Source organism: Clostridium sp. Marseille-Q7071 (genome assembly GCF_965112025.1).
Genome location: NZ_CBCOPR010000001.1, coordinates 1,561,525 through 1,587,022, shown reverse-complemented (window position 1 = coordinate 1,587,022; position 25,498 = coordinate 1,561,525). Strand labels below are relative to the sequence as shown.

Sequence of the window (25,498 nt, the reverse complement as noted above, 5' to 3'; positions counted from 1 at the left end):
CTTTACTCCTTTAAATTATGAATTTTCTTAAAATTTAAAGCCACTCTATCTTTATAAAGAAAGCTCGTATGCTTTGTAGTAATTACACAAAGTAGACTTTCTCCAACTCTTACTTTTAAGTAAATATCCTTTCCCATAGGTTGTACATCTTCAATAATTCCTTGAAGATTCTTTTTATTTATATTTTCTTCTATTTTTCTTACTTCTATATCCTCTGGTCTTATAGCTATAATTCCCTCATTAAGATTTTTATCTTTCTTAATGATATTTGTTATGTAATCATCCTTTTCTAGTAAATTGATTTTTGGATTTCCAATAAATGAAGCAGAAAAAATAGAGTTTGGATTATCATAAAGCTCTTTAGGAGTAGAATATTGTATACATTTTCCTTGATTCATGAGCAAAATCTTATCTGATATACTGAGCGCTTCCTCTTGATCATGGGTTACAAATAAAGTTGTTATGCCAGTTTTCTTTTGAAGAAACTTAATCTCTTCTCTCATTTCCAATCTTAATGCTTCATCAAGATTGGAAAAAGGTTCATCCATAAGTAAAACTGTAGGCTCTTTAATAATTGCTCTTCCAATTGCAACTCTTTGCTGCTGTCCTCCTGAAAGCTCCTTTGGTTTCCTATTTAACAATTCTTCAACATGAATCAACTTACTAATTTCTTTTGCTTTTTCTAAAGCTTGTTTTTTCTTTATTCCCTTCATCTTTAAAGGAAACATTAAATTTTCCGCAACGGTCATATGAGGATATAAAGAGTAATTTTGAAATACCATTCCAATATTTCTATCTTCAATAGAAACATCATTAATTTTTATATCGTTAAAATAAATTTCTCCTTTTGTAGGCTCTAAGATACCTGATATCATAAAAAGTAATGTACTCTTTCCACAACCACTAGGCCCTAATATGGTAACAAATTTACCTTGTTCTATTGTTATACTTAAATTGTCCACAGCTTTAACATTTTCATATGTTTTTGCTAAATTATTTATTGCAATTTTCATAAACTCTATCACCTATCTTTTGAGTTGTCATTAATATGAATTTCCATGGTAATGTTAACATTTATTAAATTATTTTTCCAATAGGATATACATATAATTATCTACTCATCTATTAAATATCTAAATAAGTCAAATTCAAATACTTTATTGCATTTTTAAAAATAGTAATTAAAAATCTTTAAATCATTAAAATAAATTGCAAAATAAAAAATACTAGAATGTAAAGTTAAACAGCTTTCTAGTATTTTTCATAGATTAAAATTTTATTTAATTTTATACATCTATCTTTACTAATCATCTATAAATATAGTTGATAAAATTTCAAGAAATTCTTTTCCTTAAATCCGCATTTTTTATATAATTTAATTGCTTCATTATCACAATTCACACAAAGGATTATCTCCATTATAGTATCATGTGAAAACACGAAATCAATTGCAATATTTAATAATTTAACTCCTAATCCACGCCCTCTAGAATTAGGAGTAACGCCTAAATATTCTATATTCCCCTGTTGAGCTTCTGGACATACCTCTACATATATATATCCTAGAATTTCATCTTTATCTTTGTATATATAAACTTTATTTTTTGAATTTATTTTATTAACTATCATGTCTCCACTATAGTAAGTATTAGGGAAAATACTGTCATGAAGCTTTATAAATTCATCTTTTTCATCCTCTTTTAATATCCTTACTCCATCACTAAGCTTCTCTATCCTATCCTCTCTATTTAGTGATAGTATAAACTGATTACTTTTAAAATTAAAATCTAAACTATTGGAAAATTCCATAGCTAAGGAATTTTTATAGTTAAAAAACATATTTGCTTTATTTATTTTCTTAGGTATTAAAGGTAGTATATTATTCCACAACTTTAAAGCAAGATTTACACCATATCTTACATCTACAAAAGGTCCATGAACTTCTGCTGTTTCATTGTCAATATCTAAATCTACACCTAATACAGCTACTATTTCTTTTTCATCACTTAAAAATATTAAGCTTTTATTTGGTAAAAAATCTTCCTGTAAAATTTCCAATATTTCATCTTTATTATCTCCACAGTATCCTATATGATTTTCTTTTCTCATATTCATTACTGCCATAAATTCTGCTATTTTTTCTAAATCTTCTTTATCTATAACAGATAGCTTCATACCCTCTATTTCCATGGAAATCCCTCCAATATTTAAATTGTTACTACTATATATAATTCTGCATTTATTGGTTATTTCTTTTATATTTACTTTATATTATTGTTTTTTAACTATTTTACAAACAAAAATGGAGAAGTTTTTATTACTTCTCCATTTTTACTATACAATTAAACTAAAATTTATTTTACTATGACTTTTAATTCTACTTTGTATTTATCATCGTTTATATCATGTCCTTTTACAACACCAGTATAGATTTTTTCTCCTACTATAGAAGTATCTATAACTAAATCTTCAGTTTGCCATTGTATTTCTACTATTTTAGGTAATACTTCATTAATTGTCTTTCCATCTGGTAAAACAAACACTGCACTTGGTAACATAGCAAATTGATCTTTATTAACAGTTACAGGTTTTGATTTTATATTTTCAATATCAAAATATTGAGCTGCTTCTCCAATATATGATAAAACTTCGTTACTTAAAATTGCTTGTCCACCTAGTCCATAAACCTTTTTAGCCCTTAAAAAATTAGCATACATAGCAGTATTGTCATCTACTTCATATGCACTTGCTAAGATTAATGGTGAACCTGTCATTGCTGCAGCTGCACTTCCAGATAATGCATCTGGATAGTTCATACCTGTTGCTACATAAATTTCATCATAACTTAGCCAATTTCCAAAAATAGATAATACATTTATATTTGTTTCAAATCTATTTTGTCCACCTATTCTCATTGGATTTGGGAATGCGGAAGCAACTTCATAACTTATAGCTCCAATTCCGCCTACAATAACAGTTTCATTAATTTCTGTTGAAGCTATAAAATTTTTGACATCTTCATTCATATAATTACTTGGAGTTAATATAATTGGCATTGAAAGTTTTCCTGCTACTGGAGCTATTGATAATGCGTCAGCATAATTTAATCCATAAGCAACAGCTATTCCATTTTCTGTACCAATTTCTTTAGCTATATTTACCGCTGTGTTATATCTATCCTTTCCATCAATTCTTCTAGTTGCAACACCCATGGCTTTTAATTCTGTTTCTACCTCTTTAGATACAGCACCATTTCCACCAACTATAATTGCATTAGAAGCACTTAATCTTTTTATCTCTTCTTTTACAGATTGAGGTAACTTTTTATTTTCAGTTAAAAGTATTGGAGCATTATGCTTTGCCGCTAATGGTGTAGCGCTAAGTGCATCTGGATAATCCATTCCAGTAACTAGTACTATTGTATCTGATCCATTTGCCCATTTTTCCTTAGAAATAGCCACTGCTGTTTCATATCTTCCCGTATTATTGCCTCCATATAGTCTCTTAGTAGTAGTTTCTACTGAAGATTCTACCCATTCTCCTGAAAAATTGAAAACATCTTCAGGACTATTATTAGCCTCGCTTTCCATCATCATTTGTATAGCATTTTCATTTTTTGCTTCTGTTGCAAAAACTACACTGCTATTAAACAATAAAGTAGCTAATAGTCCACAGCTTAAAATTTTTAAAACACTTTTTTTCATTAACTTTATCTCCCCTTTTTGGTTTATCTATTAAAGATTACCATAATTTATTTATTTTTTCAATTTTAATTTAATAAAAATTTTCTTTAAATTTTTATTATTATTTAATTTTTTAAAGTATTATTAGTGTTTTATTTTACTATCATTGTTTAATACAGTATTTTATAAAATTTTATGTCGAATTTTATAAATATTAAAATAGAGTTTAATTCTAAAGTAATTTTAATTTTAGAACTAAACTCTTTGCTTTTTTTAAATATATAAATTTTAAGATATGTTCTAATATATGTTGATATTTGATATATCAGTGTACTCTTATACAAAGGAGATATTATAAGTAAAACTAGCGAACAATGTTCGCCCCTACGATAATGTAGACAATAAAACCTATAAAAAATATATTGCCATCATATTATCGTAATTAATAAAAATTCTTATTTACTTATGTAATATTTTTTCGTAACAATAAAATTTACCTTTACGAAACTGCACTTCACCAACACATTTATAATTCAATGCTTCATATAGATGGATAGCAAAAGGATTTTTAGAAAAAGCGTCAAGACGAATTATTGAATAGTTATTTTCGAGTGCCTTATCTTCAACAAAACTAACTGTCCTCTTACCAAATCCTTTACCCTGTACTGTAGGATCAACACACATGCGATGAATTACACATACATTTCCTTCTCTTTGCGTCCAATTAACAGCTTGGTATTCTGGATCTTGTTGTTCATTGATTACTATAGTTGAAACTAATCTATTATTATATATAAGCACATACATTTGCTTATTTTTTATATCATTTTTAATAATATCACTATTAGGATATATGCTATCCCATTGATCAATACCCTTTTCTTTCATATCTTGTATTGCATTAGAAAATATTTTAATTATATTATCTAAATCAGACTTATTTGCTAACCTAAATTGATAATCCATTTTGAGATACCTCCTAATAATATAAACCGCTACTTAATTTTGTATGATAATATTAATTTACAATTTATTTATTTTCCTAAATTTTATAACATTATAATTTAATGGTAATCTATTGATAACCTAACCATATCAACACACTGTATTCCATTTTCTATAATAGGCTCATCATAATGTTTTATAAAAAAGTCATGATCTATACTTCTTATTCTAAATCCACACTTTTGATATAGTGCTAACTGAGAAATACTGGAGTTTCCCGTACCTACTTCTAAGGTTTTCATATCCGCTTTCTTTGCTGTTTCTATTGCATCTTTAATTAGCGCCTTTCCTATTCCCTTTCCATGAAAACTTTCATTTACAGCAAGATTTACAAGCTCCATAGTAGCAGGTCTTGTTTTAATTAATACATATACTCCAATTACTCTATTATGTAGTTCTGCAATATAAACATCCCCTCTAGATGTGTATTCCTTTATTAAACCAGGTGAAGGATCTGCTAACAACAGTAAGTCATAGGGAAACAACTCTTCATTTTCTATTTTTTTAATATTTAACTTATCTATAATATCATTCATATTCTTAACCCTTCCATTTCTGTGAAATCTTTTTTTATATTATACTATATACTTTAGTACAAATTACTATTAATCACACATAGCTTTTGTAAACTTTAATCTTTAGAATTTAAATTATCAATGCTAATTTATAAATGCACCAAATTTTGGACATTTCCTAGCAGAAACCGAGAAATTTAGAATTGATTTATTTTAAAGTGATATACTCACTTCTTATAAAGAAACTAGTAGTTTTAGTCTATTCAAAATATTAGTTAAACTTACTGATATAGTTCCGAACTATACTGCCCCTCAGGGGAATCCTTATACAATTGAAAATTAACAATTGTGAATGGAGAATTATTGATACTTCCTCCTTTACGGAAGAAGTTTTAAATTAATTTATTTTTAAGGTGATACAGTCATTTCTACCCCAAAATCTATTTAAAGAAATTAATTTCAACCTTAATTGTGCATTATTTTAAGTCGTTAATTAAAATGTTTAGTATCGTAGTTATCGTTATACATTAACTTTTTTATGTGGTTTATCTATAAAACAATAAAGCGTCGCGAAAACACCACGCTTTTAGATAAACTAATAATATTAATGATTAGTTCCAAATTATTTTGAATAAAGCAATACTAAATACCATCTACAAAAATAGTATGCTTTACTCTCCATTTCTCTAGAGCAATACTAACCCAAAAACCATATATGCCTAAAGTTATAATAGATAACAGAAGCCATTTTATCCAATTGCCGAATAAACCTACAGCAGTTCCTGTAAATTTTAGTCTTCTGCCTTCTATTACAGTATGGTTAATTTTCCAACCATAAACCATACATTCTGCCCAAGGATAGCATATTCCTAAAGTTAATACAGTTATTAATATTCCTAGTATTCTCCATCCTATTAATTGAAGTAATCCTCCATCAAAATAAGATTCCCTTTTCACATTACGATTTGATAATTCCATTTTATCTCCCTTGAATTAAATATTATTACAACAATATTATAAGGGAAATTTTATATAATATTACCAATAATTATAAAGTTTTCAATTTATTTAACTTTTATAAATTACTGATAATTATTTTCAAATTATCATATAAATTTTTCTATAAAATGTTAAAAGTAATATATTCTTATTTAAATAAATAAAATTCTTATATTTAAATAAGAATTTTATTTATTTAAGAAATTTTTTATATTAAACTTTCATAAACTATTAATGGGGTGGTTTTATGAAATCATTTTATAAAATCTTTGTCACACTTATTATTATATTAATAATTGAATATCTAATTATTTTCTTACTTTATTATTTTTAAATTAGCAATTAAATTAATTCTCCATTTATCCCCACTGTTACCTCTCTATAAGGTACTATAGTTTGGGATTGAAGCATTGCATTTTTAACTGAACTTACTATACCTGAGCAACAAGGTACTTCCATTCTAACAACAGTTATACTTTTTATATTGTTGCTTTTTAAAATTTCAGCTAACTTTTCTCTATAATAGTCATTATCATCTAATTTAGGACAACCTATTACAGTTATATGATCTTTTATAAAGTCTCTATGAAAATTTGCATAAGCATATGCAGTACAATCTGCTGCTATTAATAAATTTGCCCCTTCAAAATATGGTGCATTAGGATTTACTAATCTTAATTGTACTGGCCATTGACTTAATTCTGAATTAAAGCTACTGTTTTCTTCTTTAGAATTACAGTCACATATATCATTCTTTAAAGCCTTTGTACTTAGATTTAATCCTGCCTTTCTTTCAATTTTCTTTGCCATTGTTCCAGGGCATCCACAAGGCATAGCTTTACTTTCTTCTTTAGTTTCTTTTTTTACCTTATCTATATCCTCTATTCTTCTTTTCACCGCTTCATCATCATAAGCTCCTGCTTCTCTTTCAATTATCTCAATAGCACCTTGAGGGCAATTTAAACAATCTCCTAGTCCATCACAGTACATATCACTAACAAGCTTTGCTTTACCATTTACTATTTCTATAGCTCTTTCATGACATGCATTTACACATATGCCGCAACCATCACATTTTTCCTCATTTATATGAACAATTTTTCTAATCATAACTTATACCTCCATAGCACACATTAATTTAAAAATCTAAAAGAAAATAATAACTCAAATATGTTAATCTATTTTAGAAATATGAAAGAAAAATATTCTAGCATACTGGTTTATTACTTTTTTAAGATCACTTAACTACTATAGTGTGTTAATTTAATTTCAATCTATGATTAAATTATATCAACTTAAATGTTTTTGGTATGTAACTTATGTTACAGAGTTAATTTTTTATAATTCCAATTTTATGTGAATTCTTAATAGCTTTTATTCTCTCTTCAATATTTTTATCAAAAGCTATTATAGCCACCGTTGCAGGACCACAACTTCTATTTACATCTATATTGGGATTTTCTTCCAAGATAAACTGCATACCATTATTTTTAGCTAGTTCTTCTGCTTCATATAATATCCCTTTAGATCCTACAGGAACGATTTCCTTAACTTCTTTTAATTCTTTTAAATAGGAAAGAACATCATATTGAAAAATATCTTCATCATATTCATAGCTTATCTCTTCTCCAACTTTAGGTATTCCTATAGAATAAATTATAACATCATCTTTTATATTATTTACTCTAAGTTTAGACTTTTCCCCGATTCCAATTATAGTCATTCCTAATCCTGTAGAAACACAAGGGAAATTTTCTTCTGTACTTCCACTAAGGGCAACATTGCTAATATCCGCCAATTCTAATTCACTTTTAATTCCCTTTATTATTTCTTCTCCTGTAGGTTTCATTTCCGCACAAACATTATCAATAACAGTAACTACTTCTGCACCACTACATAATACTTCTAGAAGCCCTACTCTAACTGTATATTTCCCTGTTATAAAAGGTGGAACCTTTAATGCATCCTGTGGCTTGTCTCCTATACTTCCACAGCTATCACAAGCAATTACCATAGATTTATTTTCATCTATATCTACTAATACTAAATCTCTTATTTTATTTATCTTCATGTAGATTTTCCTCCTTATGTTACTGTTTCTTATACTTTTTCCAACTTTAATTATACATCAGATCTATTCCATATAGTTTTAAAGTGTTTTTAATATTGCATATTAATGTTATCAAATAAAATTAATTATATTTAATTTTTATTTATAATACCATATTCTTATTTAGTTTATACTAATGTTTTAGGAATTTTCAAAAAAATAATAGCCCAGTATGTTAGCCTATTTTCCATCACACTGTGTTGTCAGAACCCTCACATAGCTTCACTATGATCAGAACCTGTCTCCTTTTTTGATGCAAAATATATTTCACATCTTTAACTAGATATTTTCTTTCATATGCCTAAAATATACTAACATCTTTGGTTTATTATTTTCTTTCAGATGCCTTATTTGATATAATCGAATATGAATTATAGATTTTCTCAATAATATATTTAGAGAATCTATTCTAAATTTCTCAGTTTTACTGAGAAATTTCCACAATTGTGAATTTTGCATTGTGAATTGTGAATTGAATTGTCTAATAACGTAGCTATATTAGCTATATATTAGTTTTTAAGATACTTTATCTATATGTAAATTCATATCCCCCTACTGTGTAATACTAAAGATAATTTTATAAAATAAAAGATTTTATATACAGAAAGAGAAGTGAACTGTTAATGGAAAAAGTTATGTTTAAAGGAAGTGCTATGCTTAATCCAGTGCCAGTGGTACTAATTAGTTGTAAGAATAATGAAGGTAAAGATAATGTTTTTACAGTAGGTTGGATTGGAACAGCTTGTACTAAACCTCCTATGATTACAGTGGCAATTAGACCTGAAAGATTATCCTACGAGTACATAAAAGAAACCATGGAATTTGTAGTTAATCTTCCTTCTAAAAATTTAGTTAAGGAAGTGGATTTTTGTGGAGTTCGTTCAGGTAGAACTATTGATAAAATTAAAGAAATGAACTTTTCAATGACAAAATGCGAAAATATTTCTGCCTCATTGATAGAAGACTGCCCTATTTCTCTTGAATGTAGAGTTAAAAGTATCACCTCTTTAGGTACTCATGATTTATTTTTAGCTGAAATAGTCTGTTCACATGTAAATAGTGATTTAATTGACGAAAAAGGTAAAATTCATTTTGAAAAGGCAGATCTCATTTCCTATTGTCATGGAGAATATTTTGCATTAAATCCTAAAGCTTTAGGTTCCTTTGGCTATTCTGTAATGAAGAAGAAAACTATGAAGAAGAAAAAAATTAAAAGATAAATTAAGGCATCTTTAAAAATGACTGCTTAGAATTTTTGAATAGTTATTTTTAAATGCCTAAATACTATGAAAGGTAGTGAAATCCTATGGAATTTCTAAAAGTTGCATCTGCTTGCCCTATCACTAATGTAGCAGATGTAAATTTCAATGTAGAAAATATAAAAAATTGTATTGAGGAAGCTATAGAAAAGAATTGTAAACTTGTAGTGTTTCCTGAGCTCTCTATTACCTCTTATACCTGTGGAGATCTATTTTACCAAAGACAACTATTAGATAAAAGCGAAGAAGCTTTAAAAGACCTTTGCGAATTTTCTAGACATAAAGATATATTGATTGCTGTAGGTGCACCAATAGAGCATAAAAATTTGTTATATAATAGTGCAGTTATAATACTTAATGGTGAAATACTAGGTATAGTTCCTAAAAGTTATCTACCTAATTATTCAGAGTTCTATGAAAAAAGATGGTTTAATAGTGGTTTAAATTTAACTAACGAAAAAATATCTTTAAGCTTTAGTGAAAACATTCCTTTTGGAACAAACCTTATTTTTACTTGTGGTGATACAAAAATAGGTTTTGAAATCTGCGAAGATTTATGGGTTACCATACCTCCTAGTAGCTATTTAAGCCTTTTAGGTGCAAACATAATATGTAATTTATCTTCTTCAAATGAACTTGTAAGTAAAGCAGAGTATAGAAGAAATTTAATTTCAAATCAAAGTGCAAGATGTATGAGTGCATATATTTATTCTTCATCAGGTGTTTTTGAATCAAGTACTGATTTATTGTTTAGTGGTCATTTAATGATATGCGAAAATGGTAGTACACTTTGTGAAAATGAAAGATTTCAAAGACATAATGAAATTATTGCATCAATTATAGATGTGGATAAATTAAAAAGTGAGCGTTTAAAAAATGTAAGTTTTAGAGATAGTATTCACTTTTGCCCATATGATGCAGAAATTATAGAATTTGAATTTAAAAGCAAAGAAATTATAAACTTCAACCGTTATATTGATAAACATCCATTTGTGCCAAAGGATGAAATTGAAAGAGAAAAAAGATGTAAAGAAATTTTTAATATTCAAGCTGCTGCTCTAGCTAAAAGATTTTCTTATACAAAATTAAAAAAAGCAGTTATTGGTATTTCTGGAGGACTTGACTCTACTTTAGCATTGCTTGTAATTGTTAAAACCTTTGATATGCTAGGCATTGATAGAAAAAATGTACTAACTATTACAATGCCTGGCTTCGGTACTACTGATAGAACTTATAATAATGCTATAAATCTCTGTAAGCATCTAAATACACAAACTAGAGAAATCAATATAGTAGATGCTTGCCTTCAACATTTTAAGGATATTGGTCATGATGTAGATAAACATGATGTAACCTATGAAAATGTTCAAGCAAGAGAAAGAACTCAAATATTAATGGATATAGCAAATAAAGAAAATGGTCTTTTAATAGGTACAGGTGATTTATCTGAGCTTGCATTAGGATGGGCTACTTATAATGGTGATCACATGTCTATGTATTCTGTAAACTGTTCTATACCTAAAACTTTAGTTAGATATCTAGTACACTATGTAGCAGAAAAAGAATTAAGTGGTGAGGTTTCTGAAATTTTAATAGATATATTAGATACACCTGTTAGTCCAGAACTTCTCCCTAAAGATAAAGAAGGTAACATTGCGCAAAAGACTGAAGACATAGTAGGTCCTTATGAGCTTCATGATTTCTTCTTATACCATTTTATAAAAGAAGGAGCAACTCCTGAAAAATTATTATTTTTAGCTAAAGCTGCCTTTAAAGAAATTTATTCTAATGAGGAAATTGAGAAATGGTTAAATACTTTCTTAAGACGATTCTTTACTCAACAATTTAAACGTTCTTGTTTGCCTGATGGTCCTAAGGTAGGTTCCATAAGTCTTTCTCCTAGAGGAGATCTAAGGATGCCTTCAGATGCAAGCTATAACTCTTGGATATAACAAAAAGTCGTGGCTAAATGTCACGACTTTTTAAAATTAAGAATGAGAAGTTAAGATAAATTTTAATTTTTGATGAATTAATACTTATAATGTGTTTTTAAAGCAATAAAATTATTTCTTTAACATAAAAATTTATTTAGTAATTTTTCATTTCATTTTATTTATATACGTCTACAATAAGTCCTGTTATTTCATCGATAGTACTTGCTATATTCAAGGTTTCTTTTTCTTCACTTAATAACATTTCTGTAAGTTCTTCTAGTTTTTTATCTACAGTTTCTACAGTAATAAAATATTGAGTTTGCCAAAAGCTTATATCTTTTTTAACGGAATACATAAAAGCAAGTACAGATTCTAAATATTCTTTTATTTCTCTCTTATAAGCTCTAACATCAGCATAACATTTGGTTACCACTAATTTGCTTCCCTTAGATTTTATATTTTTTAACATCTGCTTTAATTGTTCTTCTGACTTTTTTTGACGCGCAAAATTAAAATTTCTAGAAAAGTCATTATGTTTATTTATAGTAACCCCTTCTGTCTTTATTGGAGTCGTTCCTCTTAATTTAGATATTTCCATTTAAATACCTCCTAATGACTATTTTTTGAATAGGCTTTACTCTCTATAATAATTATATCGTAATAATACTACATTCTTTAAGGCTAATTTCAATTTGTTTGATTATTAAGAATAGTAAGAGTATAATGAAAAAAGTATAATAAAGCCACAGTTCTTAAATTACGAATTTTTTATTATTAATTTGCAAATATTAAATATTCATTATTGTAAGTTTACAAAGATAATGATTTTAATTTAGATTGCTTTCATTAAATAAAATTTATATTTTTATATACTAAAATATTCTAAAAGTGTGGTGATAATAATATGAAAAAACTTCTGCAAATGTTTATTACTTTTTTCAAAATTGGAAGCTTTACTTTCGGTGGTGGATATGCAATGATTCCTCTAATTGAAAAGGAAGTAGTAGATAAACACAAATGGCTTACTAAAGAAGAATTTTTAGATATAATCGTTATCTCTCAAACTTTTCCAGGTGCTTTAGCCATAAATAGTTGTACATTTATAGGTTATAAAATAAGTAATTTTCCTGGAGCTATTTTAGGCTTACTTGGTGTAACCCTCCCCTCCTTTTTTATAATACTTCTAATTGCTATGTTCTTTGCAAAATTTAGAAATCTCTACACTGTTGAATTGATATTTAAAGGAATTAATGCTGCAGTACCTTTATTAATTCTAGTGGCAGTAATAAGCCTTAGTAAATCCCTTAATAAAAATTATATAAATATCGTAATAATAATTATAACAATACTTGCAATTACTATATTTAATGTAAACCCTGTAATAATTATATTACTATCAGCAATTTATGGTATTATTGCAAATAGAAAGAAGGTGTAACAATTGCATATACTTTTTAAATTATACTTAGCATTTCTAAAGATTGGCACCTTTGGATTTGGTGGTGGTTACGCAATGTTATCCTTAATTGAAAAAGAAATAGTAACAAACAATAGTTGGATTAGTTACACTGAATTTATAGATATAATTGGAATTTCTCAAATGACACCAGGCCCAGTGGCTATAAATTCTGCCACTTTTGTAGGATATAGAGTATATGGTGTTTTAGGAAGTATAGTTGCTACTCTAGGTGTTATAACTACTTCCTTTATTTTAGTAACATTAGCTTATTTCTTCTTTCAAAAATTTAAGGAGTCAGATTTATTGACCTCTGCTCTTTTAGGGATGAGACCTGCACTTATAGGCTTAATAATTTCTGTATTCTTATCTCTTGGACGTACTTCTTACATAGACCTTAAAAGTATAATTATAGCCTTTATAATTGGATTAATGCTAATAAAAACTAAAATTCATCCAATATTAATAATAGTTATTTCAGGAATTTTAGGAATAGTATTCTATGGGATACTACCATTTTAATTTCCATAATAAAATTTTTACCATGAATGCAAATTAAGAATGAATAATGAAGAATTATGGTTAAAACTCCACAGCCGAAGCTTTGGAGTTTTTTAAATAAATTTTATTTTAAGCAATTCACTAAAGGTGAATTTCATCCTAAATTCTTCATCCTAAATTCTTCATTCTTAACTATTAATTCTTAATTTCTAAGGATTTAAGCTATTTTTATAAAAAATTTATTTTCCATAGTACATTTTAAACTTTTATATTAAATCTCTATATTGAAGTCATTTTTGAATAATTGTTTATTTTATATCATAGATTAATTTAAGGCATCTGAAAGAAAATAGCTAGTTAAAGATGCAAAATAGATGAGTATACTAACTAGGTATTTTTTGAAGATGCCTCAATACTCTTTAATCCTAATATATATAATCTATAGGATTAAAGAGTATTTTAAAATAAATAACAACATTTACATTTTTTTCAATTATATATTGTATTTAAAACCATATTATGTTATAATATTTTCTGTAATAACAGTTATTTCAATTTTTATCATTATCTTCCGCAATAATAATTTTTGTATATTTTGTGGATAATATATTTTAGAGGTGATTTTTAATGTGGTTTAGCAAAAGTTCAGAAGAAGTCTTAAAAGAATTTCAAACCAATAGCATTACTGGCCTGACGTCCAAAGAAGTTGAAGAGAAAAAAAAGCAGTTTGGGCTAAATAAATTTGCAACAAAAAAACCTAGAACTAAAATTCAAATGTTTTTTTCTCAACTTCAAGATATCTTAATTTATATATTAATTGCCGCTGCAATACTATCTGCTGTTGTAGGAGAAGTTAGTGATACTATCATCATTGGAGTTGTTATACTAATTAATGCGATAGTAGGAATGGTTCAAGAAGCCAAAGCTGAAAAAGCACTAGATGCACTAAAGCAACTTTCTACGCCCAAAGCTATAGTTAAAAGGGATGGTGAACTTAACGAAATACCTTCTGAGGAGGTTGTTCCAGGAGATGTAATTATTATAGATGCTGGAAGATATATTCCCTGTGATTTAAGATTAATTGAAAGTGCAAATCTTAAAATCGAGGAATCTGCCCTTACAGGAGAATCTGTTCCTGTTGATAAAGATGCAAATATTTTAATAACTAGTGATGATATTTCTTTGGGTGATCAAAAAAATATGGCATTCATGTCTACTTTAGCTACTTATGGTAGAGGAATAGGCATAGCCGTTGGTACAGGAATGAACACTGAAATCGGTAAAATAGCAAAAATGCTCGATGAAAGTGAAAATGAACAAACTCCACTTCAAAAGAAACTTGAAGAGTTAGGAAAAATTTTAGGATTTTTAGCTATAGGTGTATGTATAGCTATGTTTGTAATAGGCTTACTTCAAGGTAGGGATAAACTGGAAATGTTTATGACCTCTATAAGCCTAGCGGTAGCAGCAATTCCTGAAGGTCTCGCTGCCATAGTTACAATAGTGCTTGCTATTGGTGTTCAAAAAATGATAAAACAAAATGCTATAATTAGAAAACTTCCTTCAGTTGAAACCTTAGGATCAGTAAATATAATTTGCTCAGATAAAACTGGTACATTAACTCAAAATAAAATGACAGTAGTAAAATTTTATTCTGATAATATCTTAGATGATATAGATAAATTAAATATAAATAATCCTATACACAAGTTGTTAATAGAAAATATGGTACTTTGTAACGATGCTACAGCTAGAGAAAATTCAAAAACTGGTGACCCAACTGAGATAGCATTGTTAGAAGCAGGAAATATGTTCAATATCTATAAAGAAGATCTAGAATCTTCACATAAAAGAATGGATGAAGTTCCTTTTGATTCTGATAGAAAATTAATGACCACTGTAAACAAATACGATAATAAATATTACGTTATGACTAAGGGTGCAACAGACAACTTATTAAATATCTGTACTAATGCTTATATAAATAATGAAATAATACCTTTAACTGAAGAATTAAAAGATGCTTTCTTAAAATCAGCTTATGATATGTCTGATGATGCACTCAGGGTTTTAGGTTGTGCTTATAAAATTATCCCTTCAACTAATGTTGAAATCAATAACCTAGAAAATGATTTAACTTTCGTAGGTTTAGTTGGTATGATAGACCCTCCTAGACTTGAAGTTAAAGATTCTATTGCTCTATGTAAAAAGTCTGGCATAAAAACTATAATGATTACCGGTGATCATAAAAATACTGCTTTTGCTATAGCAAAAGAATTAGAAATTGTAAATGACATCACTGAAGTTATTTCAGGCGCTGACCTTGATAAATTACCTGATGAAGAATTGTCTAATAAAATAGATAGCTTACGAGTATTTGCAAGAGTTTCACCTGAACATAAGGTTAAAATCGTTAAAGCTTTTAAGTCAAAAGGAAATATAGTATCTATGACCGGTGACGGTGTTAATGATGCTCCTTCATTAAAAGCTGCTGACATAGGAGTTGCAATGGGTATTACAGGAACAGATGTGGCTAAAGGTGCTTCTGATATGATATTAACAGACGATAACTTCTCTACCATAGTCTCTGCTATAAAAGAAGGTAGAAATATATTTAATAATATCAAAAAGTCTGTAGTATTTTTAATTTCTTGTAATGCAGGAGAAATTGTTTCCCTATTCTTTGCCATACTTTTAGGATGGGCTACTCCACTTAATGCAACTCATATATTATGGGTCAACTTAATTACAGATACTTTCCCTGCATTAGCATTAGGTATGGACCCAGGTGATAAAGATGTAATGAATAAAAAACCTCGTAATCCTAAATCAAGTATATTTAAAGGATCAACTTTAAGCTTAGTAGCTAACGGAATCCTAATAGGTTCCTTAACCTTAATTGCTTTCGTTTATGGCGCTAGAACTTATGGTGGTGCAGATGTTTCATTATTAGCTATGCCTAAGCAGGTTTTAATCCATGCTCAAACTCTAGCTTTTACAGTTTTAAGTGGAACCCAATTAATTCACTCATTAAATATGAGGAACGAAACTAAATCTATATTCCAAATAGGATTATTTTCAAATATGTATTTAATTGGTGCTATAATACTAGGATTTTTACTTCAATTAATAGTAATATCCGTTACTCCAATAGCAAATTTATTTGGAGTATATAAGCTTACAATTAATGATTGGGAATTCGTATTTCTACTAAGTTTAGTGCCATTAGTATTTAATGAAATTGCTAAATTAATAAAAAGACTAAGAATGAGATAATATAAGGAAGCCTAGAACTAGGCTTCCTTATTACGTTTATCAACGTACTTCATAATATTATTTATTTTTAAGACTTATTAATTCCACTTTAAATTATATTGAAATCGCCTGACCAGAGCATAAGTAATTAATCTGATCATGCAATATGCCTTTTAATTGTTCATATGCCTTTTCCCCAGTACAGTGACATGTATAATATATTGATTTCTTCCCACTTAAATATTTCCCAATGTCATTTATCAATTTTACATTTACACATTTACTAAATATAGGATTAAACAAATGAAAACCTCCAATAACAAAATCTATGTTTTTCTTAGTAATATCTTCAGCCTCTTCTAATATATTGACTATTCCACGATGAGCACAGCCTGCAAAAAGATAGCTCTTATTACCAGATGTAATTATAAGATTTTGCTCATGATTAAATTTATCATGAACAAACAAATTCCCTTCTTTTACATATAAATTTTTATTTGATGTTGGCAGCATCTTATTTGAGCTTATTTTGCTAAAAATAATAAGCTCATCATCTATTTTATAAAAATCGTCAACTAAGATAATCCTATCACTTTCTCTTAGAGTTCTATCTAAACCTATATAATATTTAAACAATCCTAAAACATTACTATAGTACTTATCAAAGGCATTTTTATGAATATAAATTTTTGCCTTATTATTTACTTTTAAAAATTCTTTTAGTCCTCCACCATGATCTTTATGTCCATGTGATATTACAACAATATCTACTTCCGAAATATCTATATTTAATTTTATAGCATTTTTTATAAATAAATTATTAGGTCCAACATCAAATAATATATTATGCTTTTCAGTCTTTATGTGTATACATAATCCATGTTTACTATCATATTGTGAAGATAGTGACTTGTTTTCTAATAATGCTGTAACCTTCATATTTTATCTCCTCTTCATATTAAAATTCTTTACAATTTAATATATTATATTTTATCTAGATATGGATTATAACGATTAATTCTTATAATATAGCTATTTATTCTTATAAAAAATTGATTAGCAAAATTGATTTTTATCTTATTTTTAATTTTTCATTATTAAAATCCGCCTGCTCCGCCGCCACTACAGCCACCGCCACCTCCGGCGGAACTACCTCCGTCATAATCTACTGTACTGGAAAAGGCACCATAAGATCCATAGTATATAAATGAATTTGTGGTTGTAAAATTATCAAAATTAAGATAATTTATAAGCCATATATTAGTAGCATATATTGATGAAGTCAATGCAAATTTTCTGAACTCTTCAAGTCTTTTTCTGCTAACATTTAAAGTTATCATATAAGGTAGGTATTCATCTAAAGGATACATCATAGCCATTGAACCTAAGTCTTTATCTTCAAAGCTTGTTTTTACTTTTTTCCATTTCATTTTTTCACTATATCCGTAATCGCTTAATCTTATTATTAGACCTATTCCTAGTATAAATATAATTACACTAATTATAAGTGATAATATGGCTATAATATTTCCATTAATTAAGGATATGATTGATATAATAAACGCAATAACAGATAAAGTTATATATAAAACTCCATATTTTCTATTGCTTTTATCAAAATAATTATTATCTTTCACTAAATCATTTACTTTTTTTACCCATTTAAGGTAGCTTGCCGTAAAATTAATCCCTTTTTCTTTATCTTTGGCCATTCTTTCTATCTCTTTCATAGTTATTTCATTATTATAATTACTTATATCTATCAACCAATCTATTAGGTACTGTTCATGAGCTAAAAGCTTCTCATATGGCTTATCTAAGACTATTATTTTATAATCCTCGTTTTTTCCTACTGTATTGTCCTCTAACTCTATAAATCCTCTTCTATTCAAATCTAATAAGGTAGTTATAAACTCTTTAGTTGTAACTGTTCCATTATACAATCTTGACAGTATAGCTGGACTACATTTTTCTGGAAATTCATTAAGATTTTCGGTTTTTATGATTCTTTTTGTAATTTTCATATAAAAAATAATAAGCGTTAATCCTATAATTAGAAATATATAAACTAGAAAATCAACACCTTTTTTAATCTTTTTATTAGTTTCCACTTTCTTTTCATAGTCTAATCTTTTTCTTTCTTCTTTTTGTAGTATTTCTGCTAATCCATCTTTATTTTCAGTTTTAGTAGAGCTTATTAAAATATCTTTTGGAAATAAAACTCTTCCAGTGAGATACATATCTTTTTTAATATCTGTTGCTTCAAATATTATTTTATTATTTTCAATTTTAGCTGTAGGAAATCCATCCCCTGTATCAAAAAATGCATTAATATCTTTCTCTAATACATCTTTAGGAAGCGCTATTACTCCATTAAAGCTGTCTATCTCACTTTTATAACCTTTATCCCAAAAATTATAATATAACTCTCCAACATCATTATATAACGTAGTTACGTCAGATAATGTATAACTAAGCCTAATTTTTCTCTTTACATTTTTTGATGGAATATATAATTTAACCCTAAATAAATTTTTATTTTCTTCTGCTATTTCATAAAGAAAACTATCTCCATTTTTAGCCTTTTTACTATATTTAAATTCTTTTTCTACCTCATCTTCTATAAGAAAAACTTTTAAATCATTAATGCCATTTGTTCCCTCTGTAGAAATATCTTTAAAAGCCCCATTAAATTTTCCACTGAAATCCATCATTAATGTTTCTTCAACCTTTAATGATCCATCCTTTAAAATATTAACTGTGGAATGTAATTCATTAATTTTAACCTCTTTGTCATTGGCGTAAACAACTATAGAGGTTGAAACCATAAATATTAACATTAAGCTAAAAACTTTAAATAAATTTATTGTTAATTTTTTATAATTCATTTGCTCACCTCAATTGATATTACTAGAAAGAATTAACTTACTAGATTAGATTTCTTTAAAATTTAAAAATTTTTCCTAAAACTTAACTATATATAATTTCAATAAATCATTTTTAATTCCTCTTTTATATCTTTTGTAAAAAATTTAGATTCTCATACTCTATAAATAATTCTTCATAAACTTCAAGGAAGTAAAAAATCATCATGATACACATGATGATTTTTATTAATTATTTTGCCTATATTAGCTTTGTTCCACTCTCATCTTGTGTTATTAGGTTTCTCTTCATAAGTCCGCCTAGAGCTCTTTTAAAAGCATTTTTGCTTGTATTAAAAGTGCTTTTTATATCCTCTGGTGATGATTTATCATTTAATTTCATTGAACCATGATTTTTCTTTAAATAATCTAATATAACAGTTTCTAAATCTTCTTTTTCTACTAACCTACTTTTTCTTGAGGTTACACCAACTTGACCTTCTTCATAATATCTTTTCACCCTAACTTTAATGGTTTCTCCTGTTTCAAGATCATTATAATACTCATTTTTAAGTATTACTCCCCTATAAATGTTTTCTAAAGCTATCATAGCTGTTTCATTAGTTTGGAATCCATATATAGTCCCCTCAACCTCTTCTCCTATATTGTAGCTATTTGTGTCATGAAGATATTTATCTATGTTAGTGGTAGCTGCTAAACGATTAGTTTTATCTAAGTATAGATAAAACAAGTATTTTTTTCCTACTTCTAACTTATATTTAATTTCCTTAAAAGGTACTAGTACATCCCTTTCAAGTCCTATGCTTATAAAAGCACCTACTTTGCTATTATCTACTACCTCTAAATAAGCAATTTCTCCTATTTGTGCTAAAGGATTTTTCATAGTAGCAATGATTCTATCTTTAGAATCTCTATATATAAAAGCTTCTACTTCATCTTCAACCTGAAGTTCATTGCCTAGTGCACTCTTTGTTGGTAATAAAATATCGTCAGAAGTATTATCAGTTTTTCCATCTAAATAATATCCAATTTCCGCTATCCTTACAACTTTTAGTTTATTTATTTCTCCAATTTTTATCATATATAATCTCCTAATTCTTCAAAAATTTTTCCCAATGTATATATTCATTTAGCTTATCTACAAACTTAACTAAGTACTTTTCTTCTAATTCAGTAAATCTATTAAATATCGGACTATCTATATCAAGAACACCATAAACTATCTCATCTTTAATTATAGGTATTACAATTTCTGAATTAGAAGCAGAGTCGCAAGCTATATGACCTGGAAAGTTATGTACATTTTCAATTCTTTTTATTTCTTTATTTTCTGCTGCTGTTCCACAAACACCTTTTCCAAAAGCTATTCTGTTACAAGCAGGTCTACCTTGAAAAGGTCCTAAAACTAATTCATCTCCTCTAGTAAAGTAAAATCCACTCCAATTAATTTCATCTACAAGAGCATAAATAATTGCAGACGCATTTGAAAGATTTGCTAAAACATCACTTTCACTGCTTAATTGACCTTCTAAAAGAGTTAGCATATATCTATATTTCTGTTCATTTGTCATTTTATTTATACTATCTAACTTTATCATTTTACGCCCCCTTACTTTTTCAATTCACAATTCACAATGCTCAATGCACAATTCTGGACATTTCTTAGCTAATGCTAAGAAATTGATAATTTATTCTAATCTTCAATTAAAGTTTTAGTCAGCTATTATAACTAAAGATTACATATCATTAAAATTAAAAACATCTTTTATTATTTCAGATTTTATTATTTCAGATTGAAAAATTCTCATGCTACGCTGAGAATTATCTGCAATTGTGAATTGTGAAATGTGCATTGTGAATTAACTATCCCTGCTTGTGTTCCATTCCCATTTGAACATATCCTTCTGCAGATTTTTTTATGTGTTCTATTTCTTCTTTTGTTAGTTCTCTTACAACTTTTGCTGGAGATCCCATGCATAGTACTCCTGATGGTATTTTTTTGCCTTGAGTTACTAAACTTCCTGCTCCTATAATAGTATTTTCTCCTATTTCAGAATTATTAAGTATAATAGAGCCCATTCCTATTAAAACATTATTCCCAATACTACATCCGTGAATAATACTATTATGACCTATAGTAACATTATCACCTATTTTTGTCGGTGTATTATAATCATTATGTACAGTGCTATTATCTTGTATATTTGTATTCTTTCCTACTTTTAAATAATCCATGTCTCCTCTTAAAACTGTACCATACCATATATTTGAATTTTCTGCTATTTCTACATTTCCTATAATAGCTGCATTTTCTGCTATAAAACAACTATCATGTATATTAGGGTTTATTCCCTTAAATGATTTAATCATATTTATCTCTCCTTATATTTTCTCTTAATTTAATATTACACATCTTTGAGTAAATAATTCTAGTATATTTTAATAATTATTTTTTACATTCTTTAGGCATCTGAAAGAAAATAATAGATCAAAGATGTGCTAATATACTGGTCTATTATTTTTTTGAAGATGCCTTATATAATCATTTTAGTGAATATTATATAAAAAAGCTAGTATGTTAAGAATAAAGGGATACAGCTATTTTCAGAAACTTTCAATTATTTCCTCTTATTTTTATATAATAATTTTTATTGATTAAATTATAATCTTGGTATATAATACCACATATAGTGCATATAAGCTATTATATAACTATATATAGTGTTATTTCGACTTAGTTGATTTTAAATACAGGAGGTGACCATGCTAGGAATATATTTTCTAGCATTATATTATGGACGATATTAAGAAATTTTTAAAAAGATATTACACAAAAGCCTTAACGGAAAATACGGATTTAACAGTTTACGATTTATTTGAATGGAAAAAGGTTGATGTTTTTATAAAAGACTATAAAACTAATACAGTATTAGTTGATATGAAAGATTTAGAGTTTCCTAAAGATTACTCACAAAATGCTTGTGATATAATTGCCTCTAAGTATTTTAAAAAAGCATTAGTACCTAATGAAGTTGGATACGAAAACAGCTTAAAGATGATAGTTCATAGAATAGTAAACTTTTGGTGTGATGCTTTAGTTGATGAAGGACTTATAAATAATGAAGATGAAAAAGAAATTTTATATGATGAACTTGCATACTGCTTTTTAAATCAAATGTATGCACCTAATTCTCCACAATGGTTTAATACAGGCTTAAAACATGCCTATGATATAGATACAGACAGTTTAGATACTTTCTACTATGATGAAAAAAAAGCTAAAGTAGTGAAAAGTAAAGATGCTTATACTCGTACTCAAGCTTCTGCCTGTTTTATACTTTCCATAGAAGATAAGTTACTTGGAGAGCATTCTATTTCTCAACAATATGTAACAGAAACTAAATTATTTAAAGGTGGTTCCGGTACAGGTACAAATTATTCTACCATTAGAGCAAAAGGAGAAAAATTATCTGGTGGAGGAATTTCTTCTGGAGTTATGAGTTTTTTAAAAGGTCTTGATAGAAATGCTGGTGCTATAAAATCCGGTGGTACTACAAGACGTGCTGCTAAAATGGTTGCCTTAGATATTGACCATCCAGAGATATTTGAGTTTATAGAATGGAAAGCTAAAGAAGAAGATAAAGTAAGAGCTCTTGGTAAAATGGGATATGATGCAAACTTTGAAGGTGAAGCATATGAAACTGTATCAGGGCAAAACGGAAATAACTCTGTTAGACTAAGTAATGAATTTATGAAAAAAGTTATTAATCTTTCAGAAAATGAAGATGAAACTATTGAACTTGAAGGAAGAATGGATAATTCTGTGAATAAAACTGTTAAAATTAAAGAATTATGGGATTCTTTCAATTTATCTGCTTGGAAATGTGCAGATCCAGCACCTCAGTTTGATGATGTTTTCAACGCATGGCATACTTGTCCTGCTGGAGAAGACGGTTTATATGGTGCAAAATATAATAGAATAAACTCTACAAATCCTTGTGGAGAATATGCTTTCTTAGATGACACTTCCTGTAATCTTGCATCAATAAATGTATATAAATTTTATGATGTTAAGAATAAAGTTTTCGATTTAGAAGGTTATATTCATTTAGTAAGACTTGTACAATTAGCCCTAGAAGCTTCTATACATTGGGGACAATTTCCTACAGAAGACATAGCTAGAAAAACATATTTATTTAGAGCTACTGGACTTGGAATCTCTAACTTAGCTTCACTACTTATGGTGATGGGTTACCCCTATGATTCAGACGAAGCTAGAAGTTTTTCTGCTAGTATTATAGGTATACTAACTGCTAGCTCTTATGTTACTTCGGCACTTATGGCTAAAGATTTAGGAGCTTTTGAGAAGTATGAAATAAATAAGAATTATATGTTAAGAGTTATAAGAAATCACGCAAGGGTGGCTAAAGCTATAGATTCTGAATATGAAGATTTAGACTATACCCCTGTAGAAATAAATCATGAAATATTGACTAATAATGGATTAGATTATATAAGCAAAGCCTTAAAAGAGCTTTGGGTTAAAGCTATATCCTTTGGAGAAGTATATGGTTATAGAAATGCTCAAGTATCTGTTATTGCACCAACAGGAACTATATCCTTTGCAATGGATTGTGGAGCCACTTCTATTGAACCTTATTTCTCTCACTTTATATATAAAAAGCTATCTGGTGGTGGATTTATGACTATTGTAAATCCAGTTATAGAAGCCTCTCTTGAAAATCTAGGTTATAAAGAAAATGAAATCAAAGATATAATTGATTATATCCTAAGAAAAGAAATAGTTGATGAAGACGGTCTAGAGTATGAAAAAATCGTAGATGGAAAAATTGAAGGTGCACCTCATCTTAGAGAAGAACATCTTTCTATATTTGATACTGCAAACAAATGTGGAAGTGGAGATAGATTTATAGGACCTATGGGGCACGTTCTTATGATGGCAAGCATAACTCCTATGATTTCTGGTGCTGTTTCTAAAACAGTTAATTTACCTAAGAATGCAACAGTAGGTGATTTTAAGAAGGTTGTTATTAATTCTTGGAAACTTGGAGTTAAAGGAATTTCACTATATAGAGATGGATGTAAGGCTAGTCAACCATTAAATACAACTCTAAACTCTGAAAGAAAGCTTACTCTTGAGGATTTAACTTATGCACAATTATTAGAAAAAGCTAAAGAGTTACAAAAAAATTCTAATATCTCAACTCGTGAAAAACCTGAAGGCATAAGAGTTGGCACTACTCATCCTGCACAGATAGAGGATGTTAAAATATATACTACTGTTAATAGAAATGAACAAGGCGCAATAACAGAAATCTATATAACAACAGATAGAGAAGGAACGATCATTACTGGATTATTAAACTCACTATCAAAGTCAATTTCTGTTATGCTTCAATATCATGTACCTGCACAAGATATTGCTAGAATGTTAAGAGGTCAAAAATATGAACCTTATGGCTTTGTACAGAAACATCCATACATTAAGCATGTAACCTCTATTTCTGATTTAATCAGCAAGGTTATAGATATAGAACTTGGAGATTTTTCTCGTTGCCAAGTAAAACCTGATAGTGAAGATATAATGATGATAAACCAAAAAAACTATTTTAGTGCTCAAAGTGAAATATCTAGTAGTTTAGTAGTTAACGATAAACTAACTGCTGGTGAAAGAATATACTCTGAAGTTTGTTCTCACTGCTCAAGCACTAGACTAGTGAAGAATGGTACTTGTAAAGTTTGCCAAGATTGTGGTACTACTACAGGATGTAGTTAAGAAAAAGTCGTGACTCTTTGTCACGACTTTTTGTTCTTTATATGATATGTTATTCTTTATTTAATTATAATTAAACATGCTAAGGAAAATAATTTACCT

General features: G+C 28.0%; 20 protein-coding genes. 6 read left to right on the top strand and 14 right to left on the bottom strand.

What is annotated here, in order from left to right; all coding sequences use genetic code 11:
* Positions 1-2: 2 nt before the first annotated feature.
* The 8 genes from ACWPW7_RS07375 to ACWPW7_RS07340 form a co-directional block, all read right to left on the bottom strand.
* Positions 3-1,013, bottom strand: a complete 1,011-nt coding sequence (locus ACWPW7_RS07375) for an ABC transporter ATP-binding protein (RefSeq protein WP_454052983.1) — start codon at positions 1,011-1,013, stop codon at positions 3-5.
* 298 nt (positions 1,014-1,311) lie between these two features.
* The gene (locus ACWPW7_RS07370) at positions 1,312-2,190 is read right to left on the bottom strand and encodes a GNAT family N-acetyltransferase (RefSeq protein WP_454052982.1); all 879 of its coding nucleotides are present in this window, start codon (positions 2,188-2,190) and stop codon (positions 1,312-1,314) included.
* A gap of 164 nt (positions 2,191-2,354) precedes the next feature.
* Positions 2,355-3,704: a cell wall-binding repeat-containing protein gene (locus ACWPW7_RS07365; protein ID WP_454052981.1), complete on the bottom strand. Its 1,350-nt coding sequence runs from the start codon at positions 3,702-3,704 to the stop codon at positions 2,355-2,357.
* Positions 3,705-4,142: 438 nt separating this feature from the next.
* The gene (locus ACWPW7_RS07360; RefSeq protein ID WP_454052980.1) at positions 4,143-4,649 is read right to left on the bottom strand and encodes a GNAT family N-acetyltransferase; all 507 of its coding nucleotides are present in this window, start codon (positions 4,647-4,649) and stop codon (positions 4,143-4,145) included.
* Between the two features lie 98 nt (positions 4,650-4,747).
* Positions 4,748-5,224, bottom strand: a complete 477-nt coding sequence (locus ACWPW7_RS07355) for a GNAT family N-acetyltransferase (RefSeq protein WP_454052979.1) — start codon at positions 5,222-5,224, stop codon at positions 4,748-4,750.
* Positions 5,225-5,845: 621 nt separating this feature from the next.
* A complete protein-coding gene (locus ACWPW7_RS07350) occupies positions 5,846-6,181 on the bottom strand; it encodes a DUF898 family protein (RefSeq protein ID WP_291561549.1) in 336 nt (111 codons plus the stop codon).
* 363 nt (positions 6,182-6,544) lie between these two features.
* Entirely contained in the window at positions 6,545-7,312 is a 768-nt protein-coding gene (locus ACWPW7_RS07345) for an ATP-binding protein (RefSeq protein WP_454052978.1), read from the bottom strand.
* 220 nt (positions 7,313-7,532) lie between these two features.
* Positions 7,533-8,273, bottom strand: a complete 741-nt coding sequence (locus ACWPW7_RS07340; RefSeq protein WP_454052977.1) for an AIR synthase related protein — start codon at positions 8,271-8,273, stop codon at positions 7,533-7,535.
* Positions 8,274-8,935: 662 nt separating this feature from the next.
* Between ACWPW7_RS07340 and ACWPW7_RS07335 the strand changes: the two genes are divergently transcribed.
* On the top strand, positions 8,936-9,532 hold the full coding sequence (locus ACWPW7_RS07335) for a flavin reductase family protein (protein WP_454052976.1): 597 nt from the start codon (positions 8,936-8,938) through the stop codon (positions 9,530-9,532).
* Positions 9,533-9,618: 86 nt separating this feature from the next.
* Positions 9,619-11,523 (top strand): NAD(+) synthase, encoded by a 1,905-nt coding sequence (locus tag ACWPW7_RS07330; protein WP_454052975.1) that lies wholly within the window; start codon positions 9,619-9,621, stop codon positions 11,521-11,523.
* A 157-nt stretch (positions 11,524-11,680) separates the two neighbouring features.
* Here ACWPW7_RS07330 and ACWPW7_RS07325 read toward each other — a convergent pair whose 3' ends face one another.
* Entirely contained in the window at positions 11,681-12,103 is a 423-nt protein-coding gene (locus ACWPW7_RS07325) for a YaaR family protein (RefSeq protein ID WP_454052974.1), read from the bottom strand.
* A gap of 306 nt (positions 12,104-12,409) precedes the next feature.
* On the opposite strand from ACWPW7_RS07325, the gene ACWPW7_RS07320 reads away from it, so the two are divergent.
* From ACWPW7_RS07320 to ACWPW7_RS07310, 3 genes are all read left to right on the top strand, one after another.
* Positions 12,410-12,943 (top strand): chromate transporter, encoded by a 534-nt coding sequence (locus ACWPW7_RS07320; RefSeq protein WP_454052973.1) that lies wholly within the window; start codon positions 12,410-12,412, stop codon positions 12,941-12,943.
* Positions 12,944-12,946: 3 nt separating this feature from the next.
* Entirely contained in the window at positions 12,947-13,483 is a 537-nt protein-coding gene (locus ACWPW7_RS07315) for a chromate transporter (protein ID WP_454052972.1), read from the top strand.
* A gap of 606 nt (positions 13,484-14,089) precedes the next feature.
* Positions 14,090-16,738, top strand: coding sequence for a cation-translocating P-type ATPase (locus tag ACWPW7_RS07310; protein WP_454052971.1), 2,649 nt, complete (start codon positions 14,090-14,092; stop codon positions 16,736-16,738).
* Between the two features lie 93 nt (positions 16,739-16,831).
* Here ACWPW7_RS07310 and ACWPW7_RS07305 read toward each other — a convergent pair whose 3' ends face one another.
* The 5 genes from ACWPW7_RS07305 to ACWPW7_RS07285 form a co-directional block, all read right to left on the bottom strand.
* Entirely contained in the window at positions 16,832-17,656 is an 825-nt protein-coding gene (locus ACWPW7_RS07305; protein WP_454052970.1) for an MBL fold metallo-hydrolase, read from the bottom strand.
* Between the two features lie 158 nt (positions 17,657-17,814).
* Entirely contained in the window at positions 17,815-19,605 is a 1,791-nt protein-coding gene (locus ACWPW7_RS07300) for a DUF2207 family protein (RefSeq protein WP_454052969.1), read from the bottom strand.
* A gap of 238 nt (positions 19,606-19,843) precedes the next feature.
* Positions 19,844-20,683, bottom strand: coding sequence for a CvfB family protein (locus ACWPW7_RS07295; protein WP_454052968.1), 840 nt, complete (start codon positions 20,681-20,683; stop codon positions 19,844-19,846).
* A gap of 10 nt (positions 20,684-20,693) precedes the next feature.
* On the bottom strand, positions 20,694-21,200 hold the full coding sequence (locus ACWPW7_RS07290) for a GAF domain-containing protein (protein WP_454052967.1): 507 nt from the start codon (positions 21,198-21,200) through the stop codon (positions 20,694-20,696).
* A gap of 265 nt (positions 21,201-21,465) precedes the next feature.
* On the bottom strand, positions 21,466-21,972 hold the full coding sequence (locus ACWPW7_RS07285) for a gamma carbonic anhydrase family protein (RefSeq protein WP_454052966.1): 507 nt from the start codon (positions 21,970-21,972) through the stop codon (positions 21,466-21,468).
* Between the two features lie 424 nt (positions 21,973-22,396).
* On the opposite strand from ACWPW7_RS07285, the gene ACWPW7_RS07280 reads away from it, so the two are divergent.
* Positions 22,397-25,399 carry a vitamin B12-dependent ribonucleotide reductase gene (locus ACWPW7_RS07280; protein WP_454052965.1) on the top strand — a complete coding sequence of 1,001 codons (3,003 nt, stop codon included), beginning with the start codon at positions 22,397-22,399 and terminating at the stop codon, positions 25,397-25,399.
* Positions 25,400-25,498: the final 99 nt, after the last annotated feature.

Excerpts from the sequence above, each read along its gene's own strand:
- ACWPW7_RS07365 (WP_454052981.1), bottom strand. The coding sequence starts at position 3,704 with ATGAAAAAAAGTGTTTTAAAAATTTTAAGCTGTGGACTATTAGCTACT.
- ACWPW7_RS07320 (WP_454052973.1), top strand. The coding sequence starts at position 12,410 with ATGAAAAAACTTCTGCAAATGTTTATTACTTTTTTCAAAATTGGAAGC.
- ACWPW7_RS07305 (WP_454052970.1), bottom strand. The coding sequence starts at position 17,656 with ATGAAGGTTACAGCATTATTAGAAAACAAGTCACTATCTTCACAATAT.
- ACWPW7_RS07340 (WP_454052977.1), bottom strand. The coding sequence starts at position 8,273 with ATGAAGATAAATAAAATAAGAGATTTAGTATTAGTAGATATAGATGAA.
- ACWPW7_RS07370 (WP_454052982.1), bottom strand. The coding sequence starts at position 2,190 with ATGGAAATAGAGGGTATGAAGCTATCTGTTATAGATAAAGAAGATTTA.
- ACWPW7_RS07350 (WP_291561549.1), bottom strand. The coding sequence starts at position 6,181 with ATGGAATTATCAAATCGTAATGTGAAAAGGGAATCTTATTTTGATGGA.
- ACWPW7_RS07345 (WP_454052978.1), bottom strand. The coding sequence starts at position 7,312 with ATGATTAGAAAAATTGTTCATATAAATGAGGAAAAATGTGATGGTTGC.
- ACWPW7_RS07300 (WP_454052969.1), bottom strand. The coding sequence starts at position 19,605 with ATGAATTATAAAAAATTAACAATAAATTTATTTAAAGTTTTTAGCTTA.
- ACWPW7_RS07360 (WP_454052980.1), bottom strand. The coding sequence starts at position 4,649 with ATGGATTATCAATTTAGGTTAGCAAATAAGTCTGATTTAGATAATATA.
- ACWPW7_RS07330 (WP_454052975.1), top strand. The coding sequence starts at position 9,619 with ATGGAATTTCTAAAAGTTGCATCTGCTTGCCCTATCACTAATGTAGCA.
- ACWPW7_RS07295 (WP_454052968.1), bottom strand. The coding sequence starts at position 20,683 with ATGATAAAAATTGGAGAAATAAATAAACTAAAAGTTGTAAGGATAGCG.
- ACWPW7_RS07280 (WP_454052965.1), top strand. The coding sequence starts at position 22,397 with ATGGACGATATTAAGAAATTTTTAAAAAGATATTACACAAAAGCCTTA.
- ACWPW7_RS07325 (WP_454052974.1), bottom strand. The coding sequence starts at position 12,103 with ATGGAAATATCTAAATTAAGAGGAACGACTCCAATAAAGACAGAAGGG.
- ACWPW7_RS07310 (WP_454052971.1), top strand. The coding sequence starts at position 14,090 with ATGTGGTTTAGCAAAAGTTCAGAAGAAGTCTTAAAAGAATTTCAAACC.
- ACWPW7_RS07375 (WP_454052983.1), bottom strand. The coding sequence starts at position 1,013 with ATGAAAATTGCAATAAATAATTTAGCAAAAACATATGAAAATGTTAAA.
- ACWPW7_RS07335 (WP_454052976.1), top strand. The coding sequence starts at position 8,936 with ATGGAAAAAGTTATGTTTAAAGGAAGTGCTATGCTTAATCCAGTGCCA.
- ACWPW7_RS07355 (WP_454052979.1), bottom strand. The coding sequence starts at position 5,224 with ATGAATGATATTATAGATAAGTTAAATATTAAAAAAATAGAAAATGAA.
- ACWPW7_RS07285 (WP_454052966.1), bottom strand. The coding sequence starts at position 21,972 with ATGATTAAATCATTTAAGGGAATAAACCCTAATATACATGATAGTTGT.
- ACWPW7_RS07290 (WP_454052967.1), bottom strand. The coding sequence starts at position 21,200 with ATGATAAAGTTAGATAGTATAAATAAAATGACAAATGAACAGAAATAT.